At 41.1% G+C, this 20,256-nt stretch carries 13 protein-coding genes and 1 CRISPR repeat array; of the genes, 8 read left to right on the plus strand and 5 right to left on the minus strand.

Going from position 1 to position 20,256, the window contains the following annotated elements; all coding sequences use genetic code 11:
• The first annotated feature begins 7 nt into the window (after positions 1–7).
• From cas5c to cas2, 6 genes are all read left to right on the plus strand, one after another.
• Positions 8–679 (plus strand): type I-C CRISPR-associated protein Cas5c, encoded by a 672-nt coding sequence (cas5c, locus tag MSKOL_RS11970; RefSeq protein ID WP_048156519.1) that lies wholly within the window; start codon positions 8–10, stop codon positions 677–679.
• On the plus strand, positions 676–2,568 hold the full coding sequence (gene cas8c / locus MSKOL_RS11975; RefSeq protein ID WP_048156522.1) for a type I-C CRISPR-associated protein Cas8c/Csd1: 1,893 nt from the start codon (positions 676–678) through the stop codon (positions 2,566–2,568). Before cas5c ends, cas8c begins: the two co-directional genes overlap by 4 nt.
• Positions 2,565–3,413, plus strand: a complete 849-nt coding sequence (gene cas7c, locus MSKOL_RS11980; protein WP_048156527.1) for a type I-C CRISPR-associated protein Cas7/Csd2 — start codon at positions 2,565–2,567, stop codon at positions 3,411–3,413. Before cas8c ends, cas7c begins: the two co-directional genes overlap by 4 nt.
• Positions 3,410–4,096, plus strand: coding sequence for a CRISPR-associated protein Cas4 (gene cas4 / locus MSKOL_RS11985; protein WP_048156530.1), 687 nt, complete (start codon positions 3,410–3,412; stop codon positions 4,094–4,096). The genes cas7c and cas4 overlap by 4 nt, the downstream gene beginning before the upstream one ends.
• Before the next feature lie 79 nt (positions 4,097–4,175).
• The gene (gene cas1c / locus MSKOL_RS11990; RefSeq protein ID WP_048156533.1) at positions 4,176–5,207 is read left to right on the plus strand and encodes a type I-C CRISPR-associated endonuclease Cas1c; all 1,032 of its coding nucleotides are present in this window, start codon (positions 4,176–4,178) and stop codon (positions 5,205–5,207) included.
• 13 nt (positions 5,208–5,220) lie between these two features.
• Entirely contained in the window at positions 5,221–5,508 is a 288-nt protein-coding gene (gene cas2 / locus MSKOL_RS11995) for a CRISPR-associated endonuclease Cas2 (RefSeq protein ID WP_197078767.1), read from the plus strand.
• A gap of 164 nt (positions 5,509–5,672) precedes the next feature.
• Positions 5,673–8,090: direct repeats of the CRISPR family, unit length 32 nt; unit sequence GTCGCACCCTTCGCGGGTGTGTGGATTGAAAT.
• Positions 8,091–8,328: 238 nt separating this feature from the next.
• Here cas2 and MSKOL_RS12000 read toward each other — a convergent pair.
• Positions 8,329–10,353: a cation:proton antiporter gene (locus MSKOL_RS12000; RefSeq protein WP_048156539.1), complete on the minus strand. Its 2,025-nt coding sequence runs from the start codon at positions 10,351–10,353 to the stop codon at positions 8,329–8,331.
• A gap of 528 nt (positions 10,354–10,881) precedes the next feature.
• Between MSKOL_RS12000 and pheT the strand changes: the two genes are divergently transcribed.
• Positions 10,882–12,510, plus strand: coding sequence for a phenylalanine--tRNA ligase subunit beta (gene pheT, locus MSKOL_RS12005; RefSeq protein WP_048156541.1), 1,629 nt, complete (start codon positions 10,882–10,884; stop codon positions 12,508–12,510).
• 124 nt (positions 12,511–12,634) lie between these two features.
• Here pheT and MSKOL_RS12010 read toward each other — a convergent pair whose 3' ends face one another.
• The gene (locus MSKOL_RS12010; protein WP_048156543.1) at positions 12,635–13,255 is read right to left on the minus strand and encodes a restriction endonuclease; all 621 of its coding nucleotides are present in this window, start codon (positions 13,253–13,255) and stop codon (positions 12,635–12,637) included.
• 559 nt (positions 13,256–13,814) lie between these two features.
• Positions 13,815–14,612: a winged helix-turn-helix domain-containing protein gene (locus tag MSKOL_RS12020; RefSeq protein ID WP_048156548.1), complete on the minus strand. Its 798-nt coding sequence runs from the start codon at positions 14,610–14,612 to the stop codon at positions 13,815–13,817.
• 302 nt (positions 14,613–14,914) lie between these two features.
• Here MSKOL_RS12020 and MSKOL_RS12025 point away from each other — a divergent pair, with 302 nt between their 5' ends.
• Positions 14,915–16,108: a formylglycine-generating enzyme family protein gene (locus MSKOL_RS12025; RefSeq protein WP_231592211.1), complete on the plus strand. Its 1,194-nt coding sequence runs from the start codon at positions 14,915–14,917 to the stop codon at positions 16,106–16,108.
• A gap of 455 nt (positions 16,109–16,563) precedes the next feature.
• Here the strand turns inward: MSKOL_RS12025 and MSKOL_RS12030 are convergent, their stop codons facing one another.
• Together MSKOL_RS12030 and MSKOL_RS12035 are read right to left on the minus strand one after the other, a co-directional pair.
• Positions 16,564–17,970: a glutamate decarboxylase gene (locus MSKOL_RS12030; protein ID WP_082091121.1), complete on the minus strand. Its 1,407-nt coding sequence runs from the start codon at positions 17,968–17,970 to the stop codon at positions 16,564–16,566.
• Positions 17,971–18,117: 147 nt separating this feature from the next.
• On the minus strand, positions 18,118–19,671 hold the full coding sequence (locus tag MSKOL_RS12035) for a M20/M25/M40 family metallo-hydrolase (protein ID WP_048121254.1): 1,554 nt from the start codon (positions 19,669–19,671) through the stop codon (positions 18,118–18,120).
• Positions 19,672–20,256 lie beyond the last annotated feature (585 nt).

Below are 20,256 nucleotides of genomic sequence, written 5' to 3' on the forward strand. Positions count from 1 at the left end.
GATTGGAATGGGATTTGGAATCAAATTGAAAGTATGGGGAGATTATGCCTGCTTTACACGACCTGAAATGAAAGTTGAACGTGTAAGTTATGATGTCATAACTCCCTCAGCAGCGCGAGGTATTCTTGAAGCAATTTACTGGAAGCCTGCGATTTTCTGGAAAATTGATAGAATTCACGTTTTGAACCCGATAAAGTTTGACAACATCCGCAGAAACGAAAGGCCGGGAAAAATACTTGCAGGTAACGTGAAAGCTGCATTCAAAGGAAATGATGTTGTCCTTTATCAGGACTCCACCGAGGATACTGTTCAAAGGGCTTCCCTTGTTTTGCGTGACGTTTGCTATGTTATTGAGGCTCATTTTGAGATGACAGACCATGCAGGTCCCGACGATACAGTCGAAAAACACTACAATATCGCACTTAGACGGATGCGAAAAGGACAATGTTTTCATCACCCTTATTTTGGCTGTCGTGAGTTTCCGGTTCAGTTTGAGTTAATTGAGAATGAAGTTCCTGTGTCTTATTATTTTGGAAAAAAAGAAGGAGAAAAAGATCTTGGGTTCATGCTTTATGATATTGACTTTTCTGACAAGATGAAAGCCGTCTTTTTCCGCGCCTGTATGGTGGACGGAGTTATTGATGTTCAGAAATGTCTGTCTAGCGGGGGAGTCTCATGATCATCCAATCACTCTGCCGCTATTATGATATTCTTGCTAAAGACGAGAACGCAAATATTCCAAAGCTAGGATATAGCAGCGCTAAAGTCTCATTTTCCCTTGTCATTTCTCCTGATGGCATTCTTTCGCATATTATAGATCTTAGAAGTGATGACAAGAAGCCAAAACCCAAAGATATGGAAGTGCCTATACAGAAGTCACGCTCTAGTGGCGTATTTCCATATTTTGTCTGTGAAAATGCAAAGTATGTTTTTGGTGTTGAAAAAGTAAAAAAAAGTGAATTTGAGAAGAAATTTAGTTTGAATTCAAAGAACAGTACTGATTACTATAAAATACTTGAGGAAAATGATAAAGAAGTCACTCTTGTCCATCAGCGTTCCAGAGAGTGCTTTGAGGCTTTCAAAACACTTCACCATAGTATATTGGATGGTCTTAATGATCAAGAAGTCCGCGGATTCCTTTCTTTTCTAGATGGATGGAATCCAGAAGAGTTCCTCGAAAATCCAAAGACCAGAGAGTACAAAGATGATATTCTTGCTGGCGGAAACTGTGTTTTTGAGTGTAACGGGAATTTTTTGCATGAAAAAAGTGCGGTTAGAAACGCCTGGGAAACTTACTCTCAGAATGAAACTGGCAGCACGTTTGCCCAGTGCCTGATAAGTGGAAAAGTAGAGCCGGTAGCCAAGATACATCAAAAGATAAAAGGTGTTGTCGGGGCTCAATCGGCAGGAGCTTCCATTGTCAGTTTCAATAACGATGCTTTCTGTTCTTATGGAAAAGAACAGAGTTTTAATTCTCCAATCAGCGAATCAGCGATGTTTAAGTATACAACTGCCCTGAATCACCTTCTTTCAAGTCCCAGTAACAGGATAAGGATTGCGGATACTACAGTTGTTTTCTGGGCTGAGACAAGTAAAAAATCCTGTGAAAAATCCTGTGAAGAACTTGTTAAATTCTTTTTTGACCCTCCAGAACCAGAGAAAAAAGAAGAAAAAAATGTAGAGGGCTCTCGAGTACAGGACATAACCACAGTCAAAGAAATAGAGGAAATTCTCAATAAGGTCAGAATCGGCAAGAAAGTAAATCAAGAGGACATTGGGGCAGATCCAGAGACGAATTTCTACATTCTTGGTTTGTCTCCCAATAATGCACGGCTTGCTGTACGTTTCTGGTATGTTGCCAGTATTGGGAGTTTGATTGAAAAAGTGGCTCGTCACCATCTGGACATGGAAGTTATCAGAGATGATTATGGTCCAAGATATGTCTCAGTATATCGCCTGTTGAATGAGACAGTCCCTCAGAGTTCTGACAAAAAAACAGTTTCTCCACTTCTTGGTGGTCTTATTTTGCGCTCGATTCTTACCGACACAGGCTACCCTATCTCATTATATAGTGCAATCCTGAGCCGTGTTAAAGTAGATGGCTCAATAAATTTTGTCAGAGCTGGTTTTATCAAAGCATATTTACTCAGATTGAGCAGAGTTGGATTATCGAATTTAAGTCAGGATTTGATTACCATGAGTTTAAACGAGGAAAGTTCTAGTGTGCCATATCGTTTAGGAAGGTTGTTTGCCGCTCTTGAAAAGGCACAGAATGATACGAACAGAGAGATGAAGAGCACCATTAACAGTAAGTACTTTAGCAGCGCCTCGTCAACACCCGCTGTTGTATTTCCTGTGCTGTTAAAACTTGCACAACACCACATTGCCAAATCAGAATGGGGTTTCAGGTCTAATCAGTTGATTGAACAAATTCTGGATGGTGTGGATGAGTTTCCTGCGTACCTGAATCTTGAAGATCAGGGTATGTTCATGCTTGGTTACTATCACCAACGTAAGGCTTTTTTCACGAAAAAAGAGGTTCCATCAAATAAGGAGGTGCCATTATGAGCGAAATAATCAAGAATCGATATGAATTTGTGCTGTTGTTTGATGTAGAGAATGGAAACCCTAACGGCGATCCTGATATGGGAAATATGCCCAGGGTTGATCCACAGACAGGTAATGGAATTGTTACCGATGTTTGTCTCAAGAGAAAGGTCAGAGATTATGTTGATCTTGTGAAAAGTGGAAACGCAGGATATGAGATCTATGTTAAATCCGGTGCTGTCCTCAATAGTCAGCACAAGAAGGCCTATGATTACCTTGGAATAAACCCAGATTCCAAAAAACCCAAAGATGACGAACTGACAAAATTCATGTGTCAGAATTTTTTTGACATTCGGACATTCGGTGCTGTAATGACAACAGAGATTAACTGTGGTCAGGTTAGAGGGCCTGTACAGTTCAGTTTTGCACGCAGCATTGATCCAGTTTTCCAGCAAGAAGTAACAGTTACTCGTTGTGCCGTCACCAATGAGAAAGATGCTGAAAAAGGTCAGACTATGGGCAAAAAACAGATTGTGCCGTATGGGTTGTATCGCGCAGAAGGATATGTCTCCGCTCATCTGGCTAAAAAGACCGAATTTACAGAAGATGATCTTGAACTTCTCTGGGACAGCCTGGTCAATATGTTTGAGCATGATCATTCGGCAGCAAGGGGAAAAATGTCTGCAAGAAAACTTATTGTTTTCAAGCATAACAGTGAACTTGGCTGCTGTCAGTCTCATGTCCTTTTCGATAAAGTGAAGGTGGACAGGCTTTCCTGTGATATGCCTTCTCGTTCTTTTGCAGATTATAAAGTAACAATTGCAGATGACATGCCGAATGGTATTGAATTAATTGAGAAATTATGATCGAAAAGAAATATGCCGAAGATGAGTTGCTCTCGTTGTCAGGCATACAACATTTCCATTTTTGTAAGCGTCAATGGGCTTTAATTCATATTGAGCGCCAGTGGGAAGAAAATCTTCAGACAACCGAGGGCCGCTTTCTCCATGAGCGTGTGGACAATCCATTCCTTAAAGAAAGCAGAGGCGACATTATGCTGTCAAGAGCATTCCCACTGGTTTCATATCAACTTGGACTTTATGGGGTTGCAGATGTCATTGAGTATGTCCGATCTGAAAATGGTATTTCTCTTCCGGGTTATGAAGGTTTGTGGAAAATGCATCCCGTAGAGTATAAAAGAGGCAAACCGAAAATTGACGAGCGAGATGAAGTGCAGCTCTGTGCGCAGGCGATGTGCCTTGAAGAGATGTTTAATGTAACTATAAACTCTGCTGATTTTTATTATAACGAAATTCGGAGAAGAATTCAGCTTGAAATAACCGAAGAGTTAAGAAATCTTGTGATTTCTTTGTCCGATGAAATGCATTGTCTCTTTAAGAAAGAGCTTACACCATCTGCGGAAAAATCCCGAAACTGCAAATATTGTTCTCTTGTAGATGTCTGTGTTCCGAAATTAACGAAAAAGTTTGTTTCTGCCCGTAAATATGTCAGGAGTCATATGGATGAAGCCTGTAATGGCGATCTCTGAATTAATCAAAATTTCTGGAAGTATATCTTTATAAATATAATTTATCCAAACTTCAAGTTAGTAGAGGGGTTCTATATCCATGAGAAAATTGCTGAATACATTATATGTCACAACTCCAGAATCCTATCTTCTTAGAGACGGGGAGAATGTCGTTGTTAAGGTAAAAAATGTTGAAACATTTCGTATTCCGGTACATAATCTTGAGGGTATAGTTTGTTTTGCATACATGGGTGCCAGTCCCCAGCTGATGCAACTCTGTACTGACAATAAAGTTGGACTCTCTTTTTTGACCCCGAATGGAAAATTTCTGGCGCGTGTTAGTGGAAAAGTTAGAGGGAATGTGCTTCTACGGCGTACACAATATCGAAAAGCAGACAATGAAGAGGATTCTCTGGATCTTGCTAAGTGCTTTATCATAGGAAAAATCGTTAACTGCAGAACTGTTCTTGGAAGAGGTATCCGTGACCACGGAGATGTAATAAATACCGGCAAAATCCGTTCAGTTGATGATTTGTTGATAGATAACCTCAAGAGCATTGAGTCATGTTTAAATTCGGATTCTCTTCGCGGCATTGAAGGAAATTGTGCCAAATTTTATTTTGACGCATTGGATGAACTCATTCTTAAGCAAAAGGACAACTTCTTCATATTTAACAGAAACAGGAGGCCTCCTCTTGATAATATGAATTCATTACTGTCTTTTTTGTATACACTGCTTGCTCATGACGTTGAATCCGCCTTGGAAACCGTTGGACTTGATCCATATGTTGGCTTTTTCCATACAGACCGTCCTGGAAGGCCCAGTCTTGCGCTTGATTTGATGGAGGAACTCCGGCCTTTCATGGCTGATCGCCTTGCATTGAATATGGTTAACCTCAAGCAGGTCGATGGAAAAGACTTTATCAAAAAGGAAAACGGGGCTGTCCTCATGACTGAGGACGGAAGGAAAGGAATACTGGCAGCCTGGCAAAAGAGGAAACAGGATCAAATTACCCATCCATATTTAAATGAAAAGATTTCTGTCGGATTAATTCCGTATGTGCAAGCAATGTTATTGGCTCGCTATTTAAGGGGAGATATTGATGGATATCCACCATTTTTTATGAATTGAGGTGTTTTTAGTGATGGTACTGGTAACTTATGATGTGAATACAGAATCAGAAGGTGGAAAAAGCAGGCTAAGAAAAGTGGCAAAAGAATGCGAAAATTATGGACAGAGGGTTCAGAACTCTGTATTTGAGTGCCTTGTAGATCCTGCTCAGTTTGCACAGCTAAAACATTCATTATGTGATATAATGGATGAGGAGCGAGATAGCCTTAGATTTTATTACTTGGGCAAAAATTGGAAAAATCGAGTAGAGCATTTTGGTGCAAAAAAAGGATACGATCCAGAAGGTTTATTAATTACATAATCTCTGCGAACCTGTAGTGAACATTGATTTACTGGAAGGTTCGCAGGAAAAATCCATTCATAATATTTATTTTTTGTGATAGTTTATAAATAAATTCAATAACTTAAATATTTCCAAAAAATTAAAAAGCCAACTGGCTAATGTATAGTTTGAATAAATTTACAGTCGCACCCTTCGCGGGTGTGTGGATTGAAATAATATCGTGCAGGGTTTGCCCTGGGGAATATCACGTCGCACCCTTCGCGGGTGTGTGGATTGAAATGTCTTCACTAGAAATATATGGAGGGATAGGATCGTGTCGCACCCTTCGCGGGTGTGTGGATTGAAATCAGTATGCAATAGGCAATGCAGGCCACTAGTTTGGTCGCACCCTTCGCGGGTGTGTGGATTGAAATTGGTACGAGGCTAAAAAGAACGCAAATTGGAAATGGTCGCACCCTTCGCGGGTGTGTGGATTGAAATTAGTACTACCTGTATGTATTAGGGGTTGCGCCAAGTCGCACCCTTCGCGGGTGTGTGGATTGAAATTCCAAGAAGTTAGGAACGTTTTGAATCAGAAATGGTCGCACCCTTCGCGGGTGTGTGGATTGAAATCAAGTGTTCCTACTGTTAACCTGTTAGATAATGTCGCACCCTTCGCGGGTGTGTGGATTGAAATAGAGAGTAGATGTTAATGGTAATTCGTTTACCCCGCCGTCGCACCCTTCGCGGGTGTGTGGATTGAAATTAGTTAGTTGAAGTCCCCTAAAGTCTTCACACGCTGTCGCACCCTTCGCGGGTGTGTGGATTGAAATTAGCAGCCAAGCGGGGCGAACCCGTGTATATCGTGCGTCGCACCCTTCGCGGGTGTGTGGATTGAAATAATTTTAACGGGAGCGTCTAAGGACATGGCATGGTCGCACCCTTCGCGGGTGTGTGGATTGAAATCAAATCACAGTCATGTTTTTTCATAACTTTAAACGTCGCACCCTTCGCGGGTGTGTGGATTGAAATCGACGTAAACATTGCCAGACTTATGGACATGTCTGTCGCACCCTTCGCGGGTGTGTGGATTGAAATTCCCCATATGTTGTATGCTTTTTGGCCGGCTTGTCGCACCCTTCGCGGGTGTGTGGATTGAAATCTGGATAAAGAGTAATAGTACTGATATCCCCATATGTCGCACCCTTCGCGGGTGTGTGGATTGAAATCAACACACTTTATACACAGTTTATCGACGTGTATGTCGCACCCTTCGCGGGTGTGTGGATTGAAATCTTCGAGCGATACCCCCCCATAAATATTCGATAGTCGCACCCTTCGCGGGTGTGTGGATTGAAATTAAAAAAACTGTTTACCTGGTACTCAATATCTTTGTCGCACCCTTCGCGGGTGTGTGGATTGAAATTAAATCATCATATGCCATTTTATCACCTAATGTTATAGTCGCACCCTTCGCGGGTGTGTGGATTGAAATTTAGGAAATCAACTTTTAAAAACGCAATCAGCTTTGTCGCACCCTTCGCGGGTGTGTGGATTGAAATTGAATAAATGAAACTTACTACAGGAGAAATACTTGTCGCACCCTTCGCGGGTGTGTGGATTGAAATGTCGAGAACAACTTTTTCGTGCTCAATATACTCAAAGTCGCACCCTTCGCGGGTGTGTGGATTGAAATCTCTTCGCATTCTTCACATGTGCGATATTCCCCGGTCGCACCCTTCGCGGGTGTGTGGATTGAAATTTTTTTATCTGGGGGTAGTGCAGCGTATATGTCAGGTCGCACCCTTCGCGGGTGTGTGGATTGAAATTCAGAATCGAATGGCACTGTAGATCGAACTTACCGTCGCACCCTTCGCGGGTGTGTGGATTGAAATCTTACTGTTTGTCCGTCCACATCAATCCATGAAATGGTCGCACCCTTCGCGGGTGTGTGGATTGAAATAATTATCGTAACCCTTGTTTCAGATTTTCCGATTTGTCGCACCCTTCGCGGGTGTGTGGATTGAAATCTCTTGTTGTCGGGTCTTTTGTTATGTATGGTGGTCGCACCCTTCGCGGGTGTGTGGATTGAAATTTAGACAATTATCAGGCCAACGTTCAAACAAAACGTCGCACCCTTCGCGGGTGTGTGGATTGAAATAAGGCGGTTCGCTTGTGTTTCTGAGAGAATTTTAGTCGCACCCTTCGCGGGTGTGTGGATTGAAATTTTTCATTATCGTTGTATAGGGAAAATGGTATTGTCGCACCCTTCGCGGGTGTGTGGATTGAAATCTACAAACTGGATTGCAGATAAAACCGTAGTGGTGTCGCACCCTTCGCGGGTGTGTGGATTGAAATTAGGCGGCGCACAGGATGAAGACTACTGGAAACGTCGCACCCTTCGCGGGTGTGTGGATTGAAATATTTCAGAAGAAACTAGATGGTTATCAACAAATAGTCGCACCCTTCGCGGGTGTGTGGATTGAAATATGAGAGAAATAGCCCATTTGGACATCAGTTTCCAGTCGCACCCTTCGCGGGTGTGTGGATTGAAATACTATACAAGTTGGATTCGAGAACATGCTCCAAGTCGCACCCTTCGCGGGTGTGTGGATTGAAATCCTTTGAAAAAGAAAACGAGGTACTAAGAGCTTATCCGAAAAGTCAGCAACGCATGTTGAAAAGTTACAATGGGTCTAAATATCCGGGCATCCGTTCTGGTTTTGCATATTGCATATTGTAAAAGTTATAGTAGATAACCACTTTTCGGATAGGCTCTAAATAGTAGGGCGCACAAACTTTTCTTACAAGTATCAAAAGCATCTCCATGACAAATAAAAGTCGCAAAGAAAATGACACTCATTCGTGAATATTTTCAAAGAACTTTCTTATATTGAAAAGGTCCTCGGTTTTTCCCAAAATAACGCAGGCGTCTTTTGCCTGGAGGAGGGAGTTTCCATCAGGAACATAGATCATTTTCGAATACCTACGAATAGAAAGGACTGTCACTCCATATTTTTTCCTTAATTCCAGATCTGCCAGGGTTTTTCCATCGAAACTGGAGCCTTCTCCTACTTTAACCACCTGAATATCGACTCCTGGAAGCCCATTCTTTAAACTGAATCCGCTGTTAAAGTCTGTACCCGTATCGACAGACAGTTTTCGCATCATTAAGTAACCGTTAGCTCGCAAGTCGTTAACCAACTTTTCAATATCTTCCTGTGGAACCAGATACTTTCTCAGTACGCGGAAAAAGATCTCTACTGAGGTTTCGTATTCTTCGGGGATAATTTCATCTGCACCGAGGTCATTGAGATATTTCATTTCCTTTAAGTCCCGTACCCTGGTAATAATGCAGACGTTAGGGTTCAACTCTTTTGCCTTCTCGACTATTCTCCTTGTAGCAGCCTCGTCCGAGATCCCGATTACAAGAACTCTTGCATTCTTTATTCCCGCATGTTCCAGTACAGCTCCAAATACAGCATCTCCATATTGTATACTTTCCCCTTTCATTTTTTCCTGCTTGACTGTATCAGGATCGGATTCTACGATAACATATGGGATACCTGCAGTTTTTGCGGCCTTTGAAATTGCCTTTCCGGAAAAACCGAAGCCTACGACTATAATGTGGTCTTTTATGTCAGGCTCGACATCTGTTTCCTCTTGAAGAGAACTTGAGCAGAAGCCACTTACAAGTTTCATGCCAAAAGCCGTCTCTGAGGCCTTTCTGACAATGAAGTCAGCAGGCTTGTAAGAAGCATTAATCAAAAAGGGCGTAGCGCCCATAGTAAGGATTGAAACCGCCAGAAATGCCTGGTAAGTCTCTTCTGTCAGGAGTGAATATTCTACTCCTAAGCTGGAAAGGACAAAAGAGAATTCTCCTACCTGTGAAAGTGCAAGTCCTGTCAATATAGTTGTACGGAGAGGAGCCCCCAGAAGGAAATTTACAACAACTCCAGCTATTGATTTTACGAGGATCAGGGCGATTGTTGCAAGCACAAGAATTGGGAGGTTATCAAGCAAATAATTAATGTCCAGAAGCATGCCTACAGACACGAAAAAGAAACACATAAACGCATCTTTCAAGGGTAAAATATTACCCATTGCCTGCTTACTGTACTGGGAGCCAGACATAATGACCCCGGCTAAAAGAGCTCCTAGGGCTGTTGACAGCCCAATACTTGATGTAAAGACCGCTGCTGACAAACAGATAAATACAACACTGGCTAGAAACAATTGTTTGCTCCCGGTCTTACCTACATGGTAAAATATCCAGGGAAACAGAAATTTGTCGCTCAGAATAAAAACCAGGATAATGAGCAAGCCTTTGAACAACATACTCGGAAGGGCTCCGTCAAAACTCACGGAGTTTCCTGCAAGTATCGGAGTGATCAACATCAGAGGTACGATAGCAAGATCCTGAAATATCAAAATTGCAAGCGATGTTTTCCCATGAGAAGTATTGACTTCATTTCTGTCCTGAAAAACTTTGATTACTATCGCGGTACTGCTAAGTGAAATTAACAAGCCGAGAAAGGCAGATGTCGCCGGACTAAAGCCTAAAACGGAACATAACCCAAAAATGAATGCTGTTGTAAAGAGCAGATGGAGAGCTCCCCCGACCATTACATTCCGTTTCATTTTCCAGAGTTCCCCTAAGGAAAGGTCAACTCCTATTGTAAAAAGAAGAAAGATTACACCTAGATCGGAGTTTAAGTCCACAATCTCTCCTCCACTTAGAATGCCGAGCCCATAGGGTCCTATCAGCATACCGGTTACAAGATAACCCAGCACCGGAGGGAAATCAAATCTGTAGAAAAGAGTCAGAATTAAAATGCCAAAACCAAGAAGTACGTCAACATGTGCCAGTAAAGATGTTACCATTTATTATACTCCTCTGGAGCTAGAGCAGAGGTATTTAAGTGTCCGGACATTTTAAGTAAGAATATTAAACCTGAACATAGACATGAAGTATTCATTAATTATCCTCAGTAAAATTTTTGACTATAAACTTATCCCAAAACTCAAAATCACTTTTCAAAATCTCGGATTCCGAATAATTAATCGATTTCTGACCATGTAAATCGTTCTGAAACGTTATAATTTGGGAATAAAATTGGTTTTGGGATAGGCTCTATAACTAAACAAATATTTATTAATATAGTATTTTGAATAAATTTGGATTTATTATTTAAATATATTTCCTGCCTCAACGAATTACACTTTTAATTTGAGACTGTGGCACAAACTCGCTCCCAGGGATGTGTTTTTCCCAGGCTTTCTGCCTGCAGACTTCCAGAGCTTCAAATCCGCGTTGAGGTTCTTCAAACACCCTCCGAAACAAAAACATTAAATCTGAAGTTGAGTATGTTTTGGGTTAAGTTAGCGAGCAAAAGACGAGATGAATCACCTATGCCAGTAATTACCTTACAGTACGACGACCTTGAAAAACTCACAGGAACCGATAAGGAAACCATCATAAAAAGAGCGCCCATGATAGGGGCCGATATCGAAAGAGTTGAAGAGGAATCTATAGATATCGAGTTCTTCCCTGACAGGCCCGACCTTTACAGTGTGGAAGGAGCAGCCAGGGCAATGCGGGGTTTTCTGGACCTTGAGACCGGACTGTCCGAATATGAGATAAAGCCGCCCAGGGTTTCGATCTCGGTCAGTGAGGAGATCCTTAGAATCAGACCTTTTCTTGGGTGTGCGGTTGTAAGGGGCATAAAATTCACATCCTCGTCCATAAAATCCCTTATGGACCTTCAGGAAGACCTGCACTGGGGGCTTGGAAGAAACAGGAAAAAAGTGTCTATAGGCGTACATGACCTATCAAACGTTAAGCCGCCTTTCAGGTATATGGCTGTAGACCCTGGTTTTGAGTTCGTGCCACTGGACTACACCGAAAAAATGAGCATGACCGAAATCCTGGAAAAGCACCCAAAAGGCACGAGATTTGCACATCTTGTCAGGGGCTTTGAGAAATACCCAATAATCCTGGACTCAAACGATAACGTGCTTTCCTTCCCGCCTATCATTAACGGGACACTTACAAGTGTCACCGAGCGTACAACCGACCTCTTTATCGATGTCACTGGACTTGGAGAAGCCGTTTATACCGCCCTGAATATCGTTGTTACCGCCCTTGCGGAAAGGGGTGGCCAGATCGAATTCGTAAAGGTTATCAGGCCCGACTCCGGAGAACTTATCCTGCCTGACCTTGAACCGAAGACCAGGTTCATTACAAAGACTGAAGTAAAAGACCTTCTGGGCATGGAACTCTCCTTAGAAGAAATCGTTAAACAGCTTGAGAGAATGCGCTTTGGAGCAAAAGCCATTAACGAAGAAACCATCGAAGTAAAAGTCCCGGCTTACAGGGCCGATATTCTTCATAACTACGACCTTGTAGAAGATATTGCCAAGGGTTATGGATATGAAAACATCAAAGTAAGTATCCCTGAAACCTATACTCCAGGAAAGTCTCACCCAATTTCCCTGCTTCGCGCTCCCGTAAATGAGATAATGGTAGGGCTCGGCTACTATGAGGTCATGCCGTTTACACTCACCAGCGAAAAAATTAACTTCGATAACATGCGCAGGCCAAAAACGGATGATGTTACCTATGTGCTTCACCCGATCAGCGAAGACCAGACAATGATCAGGACAACCCTGCTTCCGAACCTCCTTGAGATTCTTGCCTTAAACCAGCACAGGGAATTGCCTCAGAAGATTTTCGAGTTCGGCGAGGTCGTAAATAACGAAATAACCGGCCAGCACGTAGCTGCAGTCTCGATTCACCCGCAGGCCAACTTTACAGAAATCTATGAGGTTGTGGATGCCCTGATGAGGGAAATGATGCTTCCCTACGAGGTAAAAGAGTCCGAAGATCCAGCATTCCTCGAAGGCAGGCGGGCTGATGTTTACGTCAGAGGCAAAAAACTCGGAGTCTTTGGAGAATTCCATCCTGAGGTCATAAACAATTTTGCCCTTGGATACGCAGTTGTCGGGTTTGAACTTGACCTCAATGACCTTATTGGTTAATATTGGTTAAAAATTAGATTTTAAGTTGAGAAGAGATTCTTCTCTCTTATTTCCTTCACTTTTATTTCAGCACATTTTTATTTCAGCACACTTTTATTTCCTTCATTTTTATTTCAGCACATTTTTATTTCAGCATTTTCTCCATTTCGGCTGCGATTTTTTGGACTTCTAATCTTTCTTCAGTATCAGCTAGCCTGTAAGTAAGTTCAAGCAGCCTTTCTTTCAGGGAGCCAAGTTCATCAAGGGTACAGTTAAGCTCTTCAAGAAGGACCCCCAGGGTTTTTATCTCAGTTGTCTCTGAAAATTTTTCAGGGCCTGCTTCTATAAGGAAAAGTGTCTCAGGAGAACTGAGGTCAACATCATATTCTTCCTCGAAATCTCCCTTCTGGATCGTTTTAGACCAACTCACACTCCTGATATGCCTGACAAAATCACTTATCTGCCGATACTCATAATCTCCGGTAACTTTTCCAATCAGCATCTCGTTCCTGGTTTTTAGTGGGACCGCCACAAGGTCTCCTTTCTTTATTTTTGTGATAAAAGAGTAAATCTCTCCTGCCCAGGCAGAACTACGCTCGTCCTGCATCCCGGGATATTTCTCAAGAATTAGTTTCTTTACCTGTCCTTCGTCTTTAATACTGGACAAATCCGGAAGTTCAGCCCACCCGATTGTAATTATGCTGTTTTCCAGAATCAGCTCTTCATCTTCCAGGGTGCCTGCAGCTTTAAGTAACCAGAATTTCATGACTTTCCCCCTTTTCGTTTTAATTTTGCATTTTTCTAGAAATTCTACTTATATTCCCAATTTACCATTTTCCAGGTTCTTATAATTGGTTGTCAATCAACCGTTGCGCCGAGTTGATCACAAACCGTTGCGCCGGTTTATCACGCCGGATAGGGTTTGGGGATAAGGTTCTCGAATCCATCACGCCGATAGGGTTTGGAGATAAGGTTTTCAAACCCAAATGCTGCCCCGTCGTTTTCGCTCAAGCCTTTATTGAAAAGGCTTGTGGGAAAGCAGTTTTTTTCAAAAAGGTTTTTGAAAAGGCTTGAATGACATACTTGATGCGCTTGCGGTGGGCAGTTACTACAAAAATAGGATTAAAGTACGGATTTCGGTATGTGCCCGGCAAGGATAAGAAAAAATCTGAGGGACTGAATCTCCATTTTTTTCTATATTCCAATGTAAACTACTATTCCTGGTTCTTCACAGACTTGAATTATGAGAGTGGAGTTTCCTTAGATTACATCCGTTATCTGTTACCGGATATCTAAATCAGTACAAACGGAGCCTTAATCAGGTGCTACTGAAGGAAAGATTTCTCATTTAGAGGTTCGGCTGCTTCCATATAGTACTTGAAGAGTTCTTTTCCCCAGCATAGGGCTCTTTCCCCAAAAGATAGGATTAGCTGGTCTCTTAACTTTCCATTGTTTTCAAAGAGTTTAAATGCAACGACCTTATCCGTTACAATCAGAGATGGGATTGTTGTTGACCTTCGTGATATAAAAAGCCTGGAGTTCATGGATCTGGACAGTTTCTCTGCTTCTATACGATTATTTAAAAATAAACGCTGTGCAACACTTTCGGTCATACAGAGTGCGATTTCAGCTCCACTCTCCGCAAGCTCTGTATAAAGTGAAGGAGCTTGAGGGTGAAAATAAGCTGCAAAGGTCAGTATATCCCTTGAGCTTAGAATACTATCCCGGAGTATTTGTGGGGTTTCAAAAATGTGTCCGGCGTCAGGTTCCAGTAGCTCACAGTGCCCGAGTTCGCCTATTCTCTCCAGCAGGAACTCAGGAATCAAACTTAAGTCGTGGCTCAGCCAGTATTCAGTATTTTCTCCTAAAAGCTCAGCCGTACTGAGCATAGGCTGCATATTTTCAACTATTATCTTCCCGATATCGGACAAACTGTAGATTTTATTTTTTTGGGTTATCAGGCCGGAATCTTTCATTTTTTTCAAATGGAGCTGGATTGAACTGGAGGTCACGTTAAGTGATTCTTTTATCTCACCGAAGTCTCTTGGTTTTTCATTTAAGAGTAGTAAAATATCTTTTCTTCTACCCGAAAAAAGAATCAGGTTAAGAAGGCAGTGTTTCATTTTTGCTCACTTCCGGTCTCTACCTTTGCCTCTATACCAATATCATAAAAACTTTTTGATTATAAGCCCACTGTATTTAACTATTTTATTGTATTTTATGTTCTATGTAGGGTTTGATTTGTCCAGTTTTATTGATTTAAGAGGTGGCAACAACAAAAAAGATAAACCTTGAAGTATATTTTCGGTTTTTAGAGTATATTTTTGGTTATTAAATTAATGTGGTGAGAACACTGATTCCTGAAAAAAAATTCTCTTTACATTGCAAAGGTTCTGAAGAAATTGAACCTCTTAAATCTGGCTGTTTGGTTAATGGTTCAATCAGTAATTCAATCCACAGTTATGGCATTTCGGTGAATAACCCAATAGACAATGTAGTCCACAACTCAATGAGAGACTCAATAAATAACTTGGTCAATGACCCAATAATCTCGATAAATAACTCAATGAATAACTCAATGAATAACTCAATGAATAACTCAATGAATAACTCAATGAATAACTCAATGAATAACTCAATGAATAACTCAATGAATAACTCAATGAATAACTCAATGAATAACTCAATGAATAACTCAATGAATAACTCAATGAATAACTCAATGAATAACTCAATGAATAACTCAATGAATAACTCAATGAATAACTCAATGAATAACTCAATGAATAACTCAATGAATAACTCAATGAATAACTCAATGAATAACTCAATGAATAACTCAATGAATAACTCAATGAATAACTCAATGAATAACTCAATGAATAATTTGTCCGGTAGCTCAATAATTAACTCTATTGGAATGGAATTTGTCCTGATTCCTGCTGGAGAATTTAACATGGGTTCTCCAATGCGTGAAAAACGAAGGAAGCTCTGGGAAAGCCCTGTGCATAAAGTAACAATCGAAAAGCCTTTTTACCTTGGCAGGTACCCGGTCACACAGGAGCAATGGCAAAAAGTCATGTGGGACAATCCTGCGTACTTCAAGGGCGAAAAGCACCCGGTTGAAAACGTTTCCTGGAATGAAATTCAGGTCTTTTTCCGAAAACTCAATGCTCTGGAAAATGCAGATGGAATTTCCAGAATCTACCGCCTTCCAACTGAAGCCGAATGGGAATACGCAGCCAGGGCAGGAACCGAAACCGCTTATTTTTTTGGAGATAATGAATCGAAACTTACAGAATATGCCTGGTTTCTGGAGAATTCAGGGTTTGAAACTCATCCGGTCGGCCTGAAAAAACCAAGTCCCTGGGGACTTTACGATATTTATGGAAATGCAGGGGAATGGGTACAGGACGAGTACCATATAAGTTACAAAGGAGCCCCAACAGACGGGAGGGCCTGGGAAAATCCTTTTCCAAGCGTATCCACTCCAGTAAGGATAAGGAGAGGCGGAGGCTGGAATGGAAACGCAGGCTGCTGCCGGTCGGCTGAAAGACTTTTTGCGGCCCAGGATAAAAAGTTAAATAGCCTGGGATTCAGGGTGGTTAAGGAAGTTTAATTCCAGTGAAATCGCATCCTGCATCCTGCATCGGAGTTCGCAAGCACAACTTTAATTTAAAAAAACCCAGAAGAAACTCTTGTTTTCGGCCAGGCGCAGGCGTAAGGACTTTTGGCCAACACCCCACGTCGTTTTTGCTATTTACCATTTCAAAAGTAGCCTTTTTGAAGATCTCATCACTTAAAGTGTACGAGTCGTTTGTTCATCAGGTAGAAGTGAAAGTTTTTTCTTTCTTTTCCCGGACTATTCATTTAGTTTCATAGATTTATTTCTGGCAGAGATCTTTGAGAGTCATAGTGTTGTTGCCATTCAGACAATAGCTTTCCAAGTACTCGACGACCAGCTAAGGAAGGACTTCAGATACTGACGCTCCACGTCATAGAGACGCTTAAATCCGTAATCAACTTTGGAGGTCCTCTTTTTCAAAAAAAATAAGTTTGCTGAGGTGCAAATTTTCAGCAAATGTGGACCATACCGTCATCAGATGGGCAAGGTTTTTTTGTTTCGGATTTTCTACCATTTTCAAAAAACTGACATGCATTTTCAATATCGTTAACAAGAATTGCTGCCATGTCCGAAGTGAAGTTTTCTCTTACGACAATGCGCATTATCTCAATATCAGCCGCATTTTCCGGAAGACAGTATGCGGGAACTATCCAGCCCTTCTCTCTCAGCTTATACGAAAGCTGCTGCAGGGAATAACCAGTTTCCTCTTTTTGTCTGAAAGCAATTATAGGAAGCCTTTCTCCTTTGTTCAAAATTTCGAAACGGCCCAGTCTATCAACCCTCTCGGCAAGATCCTGGGAAACCTCAAGGATATTTTTCATTATCCCAGTATAGCCAGCTCTTCCGAATCTTAAAATATTGTAATATTGGGCCACGACCATTGCACTGCCTCCTGAAAAGTTCAGGGTGTACGAATCTTCCATTTCTCCGAGGTAGTTCACATGGAAAATCAGGTCTTCGGGAAGGTCACTTTCGTCACGGAAAATCAGCCAGCCAAGACCCGGATAAGTTAATCCGTATTTATGTCCTGAAACGTTTATCGATTTTACTCTTTCCAGTCTGAAGTCCCACTCAAAATCAGGTTCGGTAAATGGCAATATGAAGCCGCCACTTGCAGCATCTATGTGGATGGGTATGTCCCAGTCTTTTTCTTTCTTGTATCCCAAAAGCAAATCATTAATATCCTTTACAGGATCGATTTCTCCTGTAAAAGTTGTTCCCAGAACGCAACCAACACAGATTGTGTTCTCATCAATCTGCTCTGAGACAGCATCTGCCGTAATTGTACGTACATCTTTGTCTATAGGAATTTTTCTAGCTTCAACGTCAAAATATTTGGCAAACTTATCCCAGCAAACGTGAGCGTCATTTCCAAAAATTATGTTTGGCTTGCCTGTGCCTCGCCCTGAGTTTTTCCAGCTCCATTTGTGAGCCAGCAGACCCAGCATTATAGCTTCTGAAGAGCCAGCTGTTGCCGTACCCATGAATTCGGTATGATGCCCATTAAAAAAGCGCCCAAGCATATTCACAATATTCCTGTGAATAACTTTGTCAGTTTGAGGATATTCGAAAATATCTATGATGTTTTTATTTATGTTTTCCATGACAAGCTGGTCTGCTTCCGGTTCCATCCATGTGTTGACAAAACTTGCCAGGTTCAGGAAAGGATTGCCGTCGAGGCTCTGTTCATCATGTACCAGTTGATAAGCAGCTCTTGGACTCATTCCCTTTTCAGGGAATTCATACTTTGGAATTCCTTTTTCTTTGACCTTTGGGATATATCTGGCACTGTATGCTCCAACACGATACTTTTTAGACTCGTCTAAAGTTTCCAGATTTACTTTCTTTGAAATCATGACTTCAACTCCTAAAAACACAATTGCAAAATACTTTGCCTTTTACAGCTTACTTTGAAAAATAACGAAAAAATGAGAAACAATTGAATGCAGAGTTTATGCTTCCAATTATTGTATTATTCACTTTTTATGCTTCCAATTATTGTATTATTCACTTTTCTTAAAAAGTTCCTGAATAAGATTTGTTACTGCCTTGTAAAAAGTTTCCACTGTGTCTGCCTTAAGGCGTTCGCCCCCGGTATGAGGGTTCATTATAGTAGGCCCTATAGAAATGCAGTCTATAGAGTCACCGTATTTTTCCACAATATAGCTGCATTCAAGGCCTGCATGGATTACGGTTTCCTTGTGGCCTTCAGGGTATATTTGCTTGTACACTCCATCTGCTTTATGAAGTAAGTCCGAATCGTCATTTGGTTTCCACGCCGGATAAGAATCACTTACTTCTACCGTGTGCTTGAAGAGTTCCCCTATTGATTTTTGTATTTGGATAAGGGAAGTCATGGAATCCATATCCGAACTGCGGTTTGAAGCCTTGATTAGCACGTTTTGCAGGATAATATTTGCCAGGTTACTTGAAGTTTCCACCAGATCAGGTTTTTCCGGGATCATGCGGATGGCTCCATGGGGTATCCGCTGAAGCAGGCACAGAAGTGCATCTGTCGATGCTTCATCAAAAGAATTTTGAGTTACCTCTTCAATCTCATAAATTAAATTCTCCTCTGGTTGAGACTGTACCTTTAAAGCTTCACAGTAAGCCTTAAAATCATTTACAAATTTTTCCTTATCGCCGCTAGGAATGGTAATTATGGCGCTGGCACAGCTTGGAATTTTGTTTGAGATAGGATCTTCATCTCTTTGCAATGAAATAAGACGAAGATCATAACTTTTAATGCCCTCGCCATCAATATCAATATTTGTTAGCCGCTTATTGAACCTGATGAGGATTTCGGTGAGAACTTTGATGGCATTAAGCCTTCCACTATTGATGTTGATTCCGGAATGCCCTCCAAGAAGACCTGAGATTGATAATTTCAGGTTGATAAAACCGCCTGGAATACTTGATAAAGTAAAATTTCCTTCGTACTGGACACTACACCCTCCTGCACTGCCATAAATAATAGTATCCACAACTTCAGCGTCAAGATTTATGTACCTTCTACCGATCAAGAGACTTTTATCAAAATTTGCAGCCCCTCCCATATCGGTCTCTTCCTGAACCGTGAAAAAACACTCAAGTGGATAGTCTTTGAGTTTCTCATCCTCCAGAAGGGTAAGGATGCTGGCTACCCCAATTCCGTCGTCTGCACCCAGGGTGGTACCTTTTTCTGGATTATCAATGCTGTCAGTATGCCCTGCTTTTATCCATTTTGCACCTTCGTTATCAAGATAACCAAAGACATTTAATGGAAAAATTTTCTTATCAGGGGAACATACCATATCCATATGAGCCTGTAGAGTGACATAAGGCTCACTGGCATAATCCCCTGAGCCCTTTCTACGAAGGACGATTACTCTTTCTCCGGGATCTTTAGCTCCTGGATCATAATGAATGACTTCTACACCTTCTATTTTTTTGGCACACTCTATAACATACTCACGAACCTGGTTCTCCTCACCAGATGGGTGATATTTTGTTGTTAGTTTCATAAAATGGTCATGCACTGCCTTTGGCTCAAAAGAGTCATCTAATATTTCTGACATTTACACCTTACTCCTGAATATTTATCGCATAAGCTCTTTCGCTGTATTGATCATTCAGAAGTACATCTCAAAGAAACCAGCATTTGATCTTCTTTTATCTGGACAGAAAAATAGTTCAGAATTATTACAAAGTTGTTTATGGATAATGATTCCCCTGACATGTTATCCAATTGAACAAACAGCATTGTTTTAGTTTATTTTCGAGAACATCTTCATTACTACCGTTTTTATTTTGATATATTTCTATAATTTTGTAATAAGAATCCCGGAGGAATTGTTTAATGTTTGATAATACTTGCGCGCCTGAAACCCAAAATAAAGCAAAACTGTGTTTATTTGAAAATGCACGTTTTAGATATTTTTAACGTTTTACCGGGTGACTTATGCTCAACCGTGTAAGTATTATTAAAAATGTGTGACCGTGTATAAAATACTTTCCGCTTTTTATTAATCATTAATAACTTCACTCCAAAATGAGAAATTTAGTAGGACTTACGCACTTGAGGAACAAAATAAATAATAGCAAAGATTGTGGATTAAAGTCACGTATTAAACCGTTTACTGCCTGATGCTATTGATTTTTCA

Source organism: Methanosarcina sp. Kolksee, from assembly GCF_000969945.1.
Taxonomy (GTDB): domain Archaea; phylum Halobacteriota; class Methanosarcinia; order Methanosarcinales; family Methanosarcinaceae; genus Methanosarcina; species Methanosarcina vacuolata.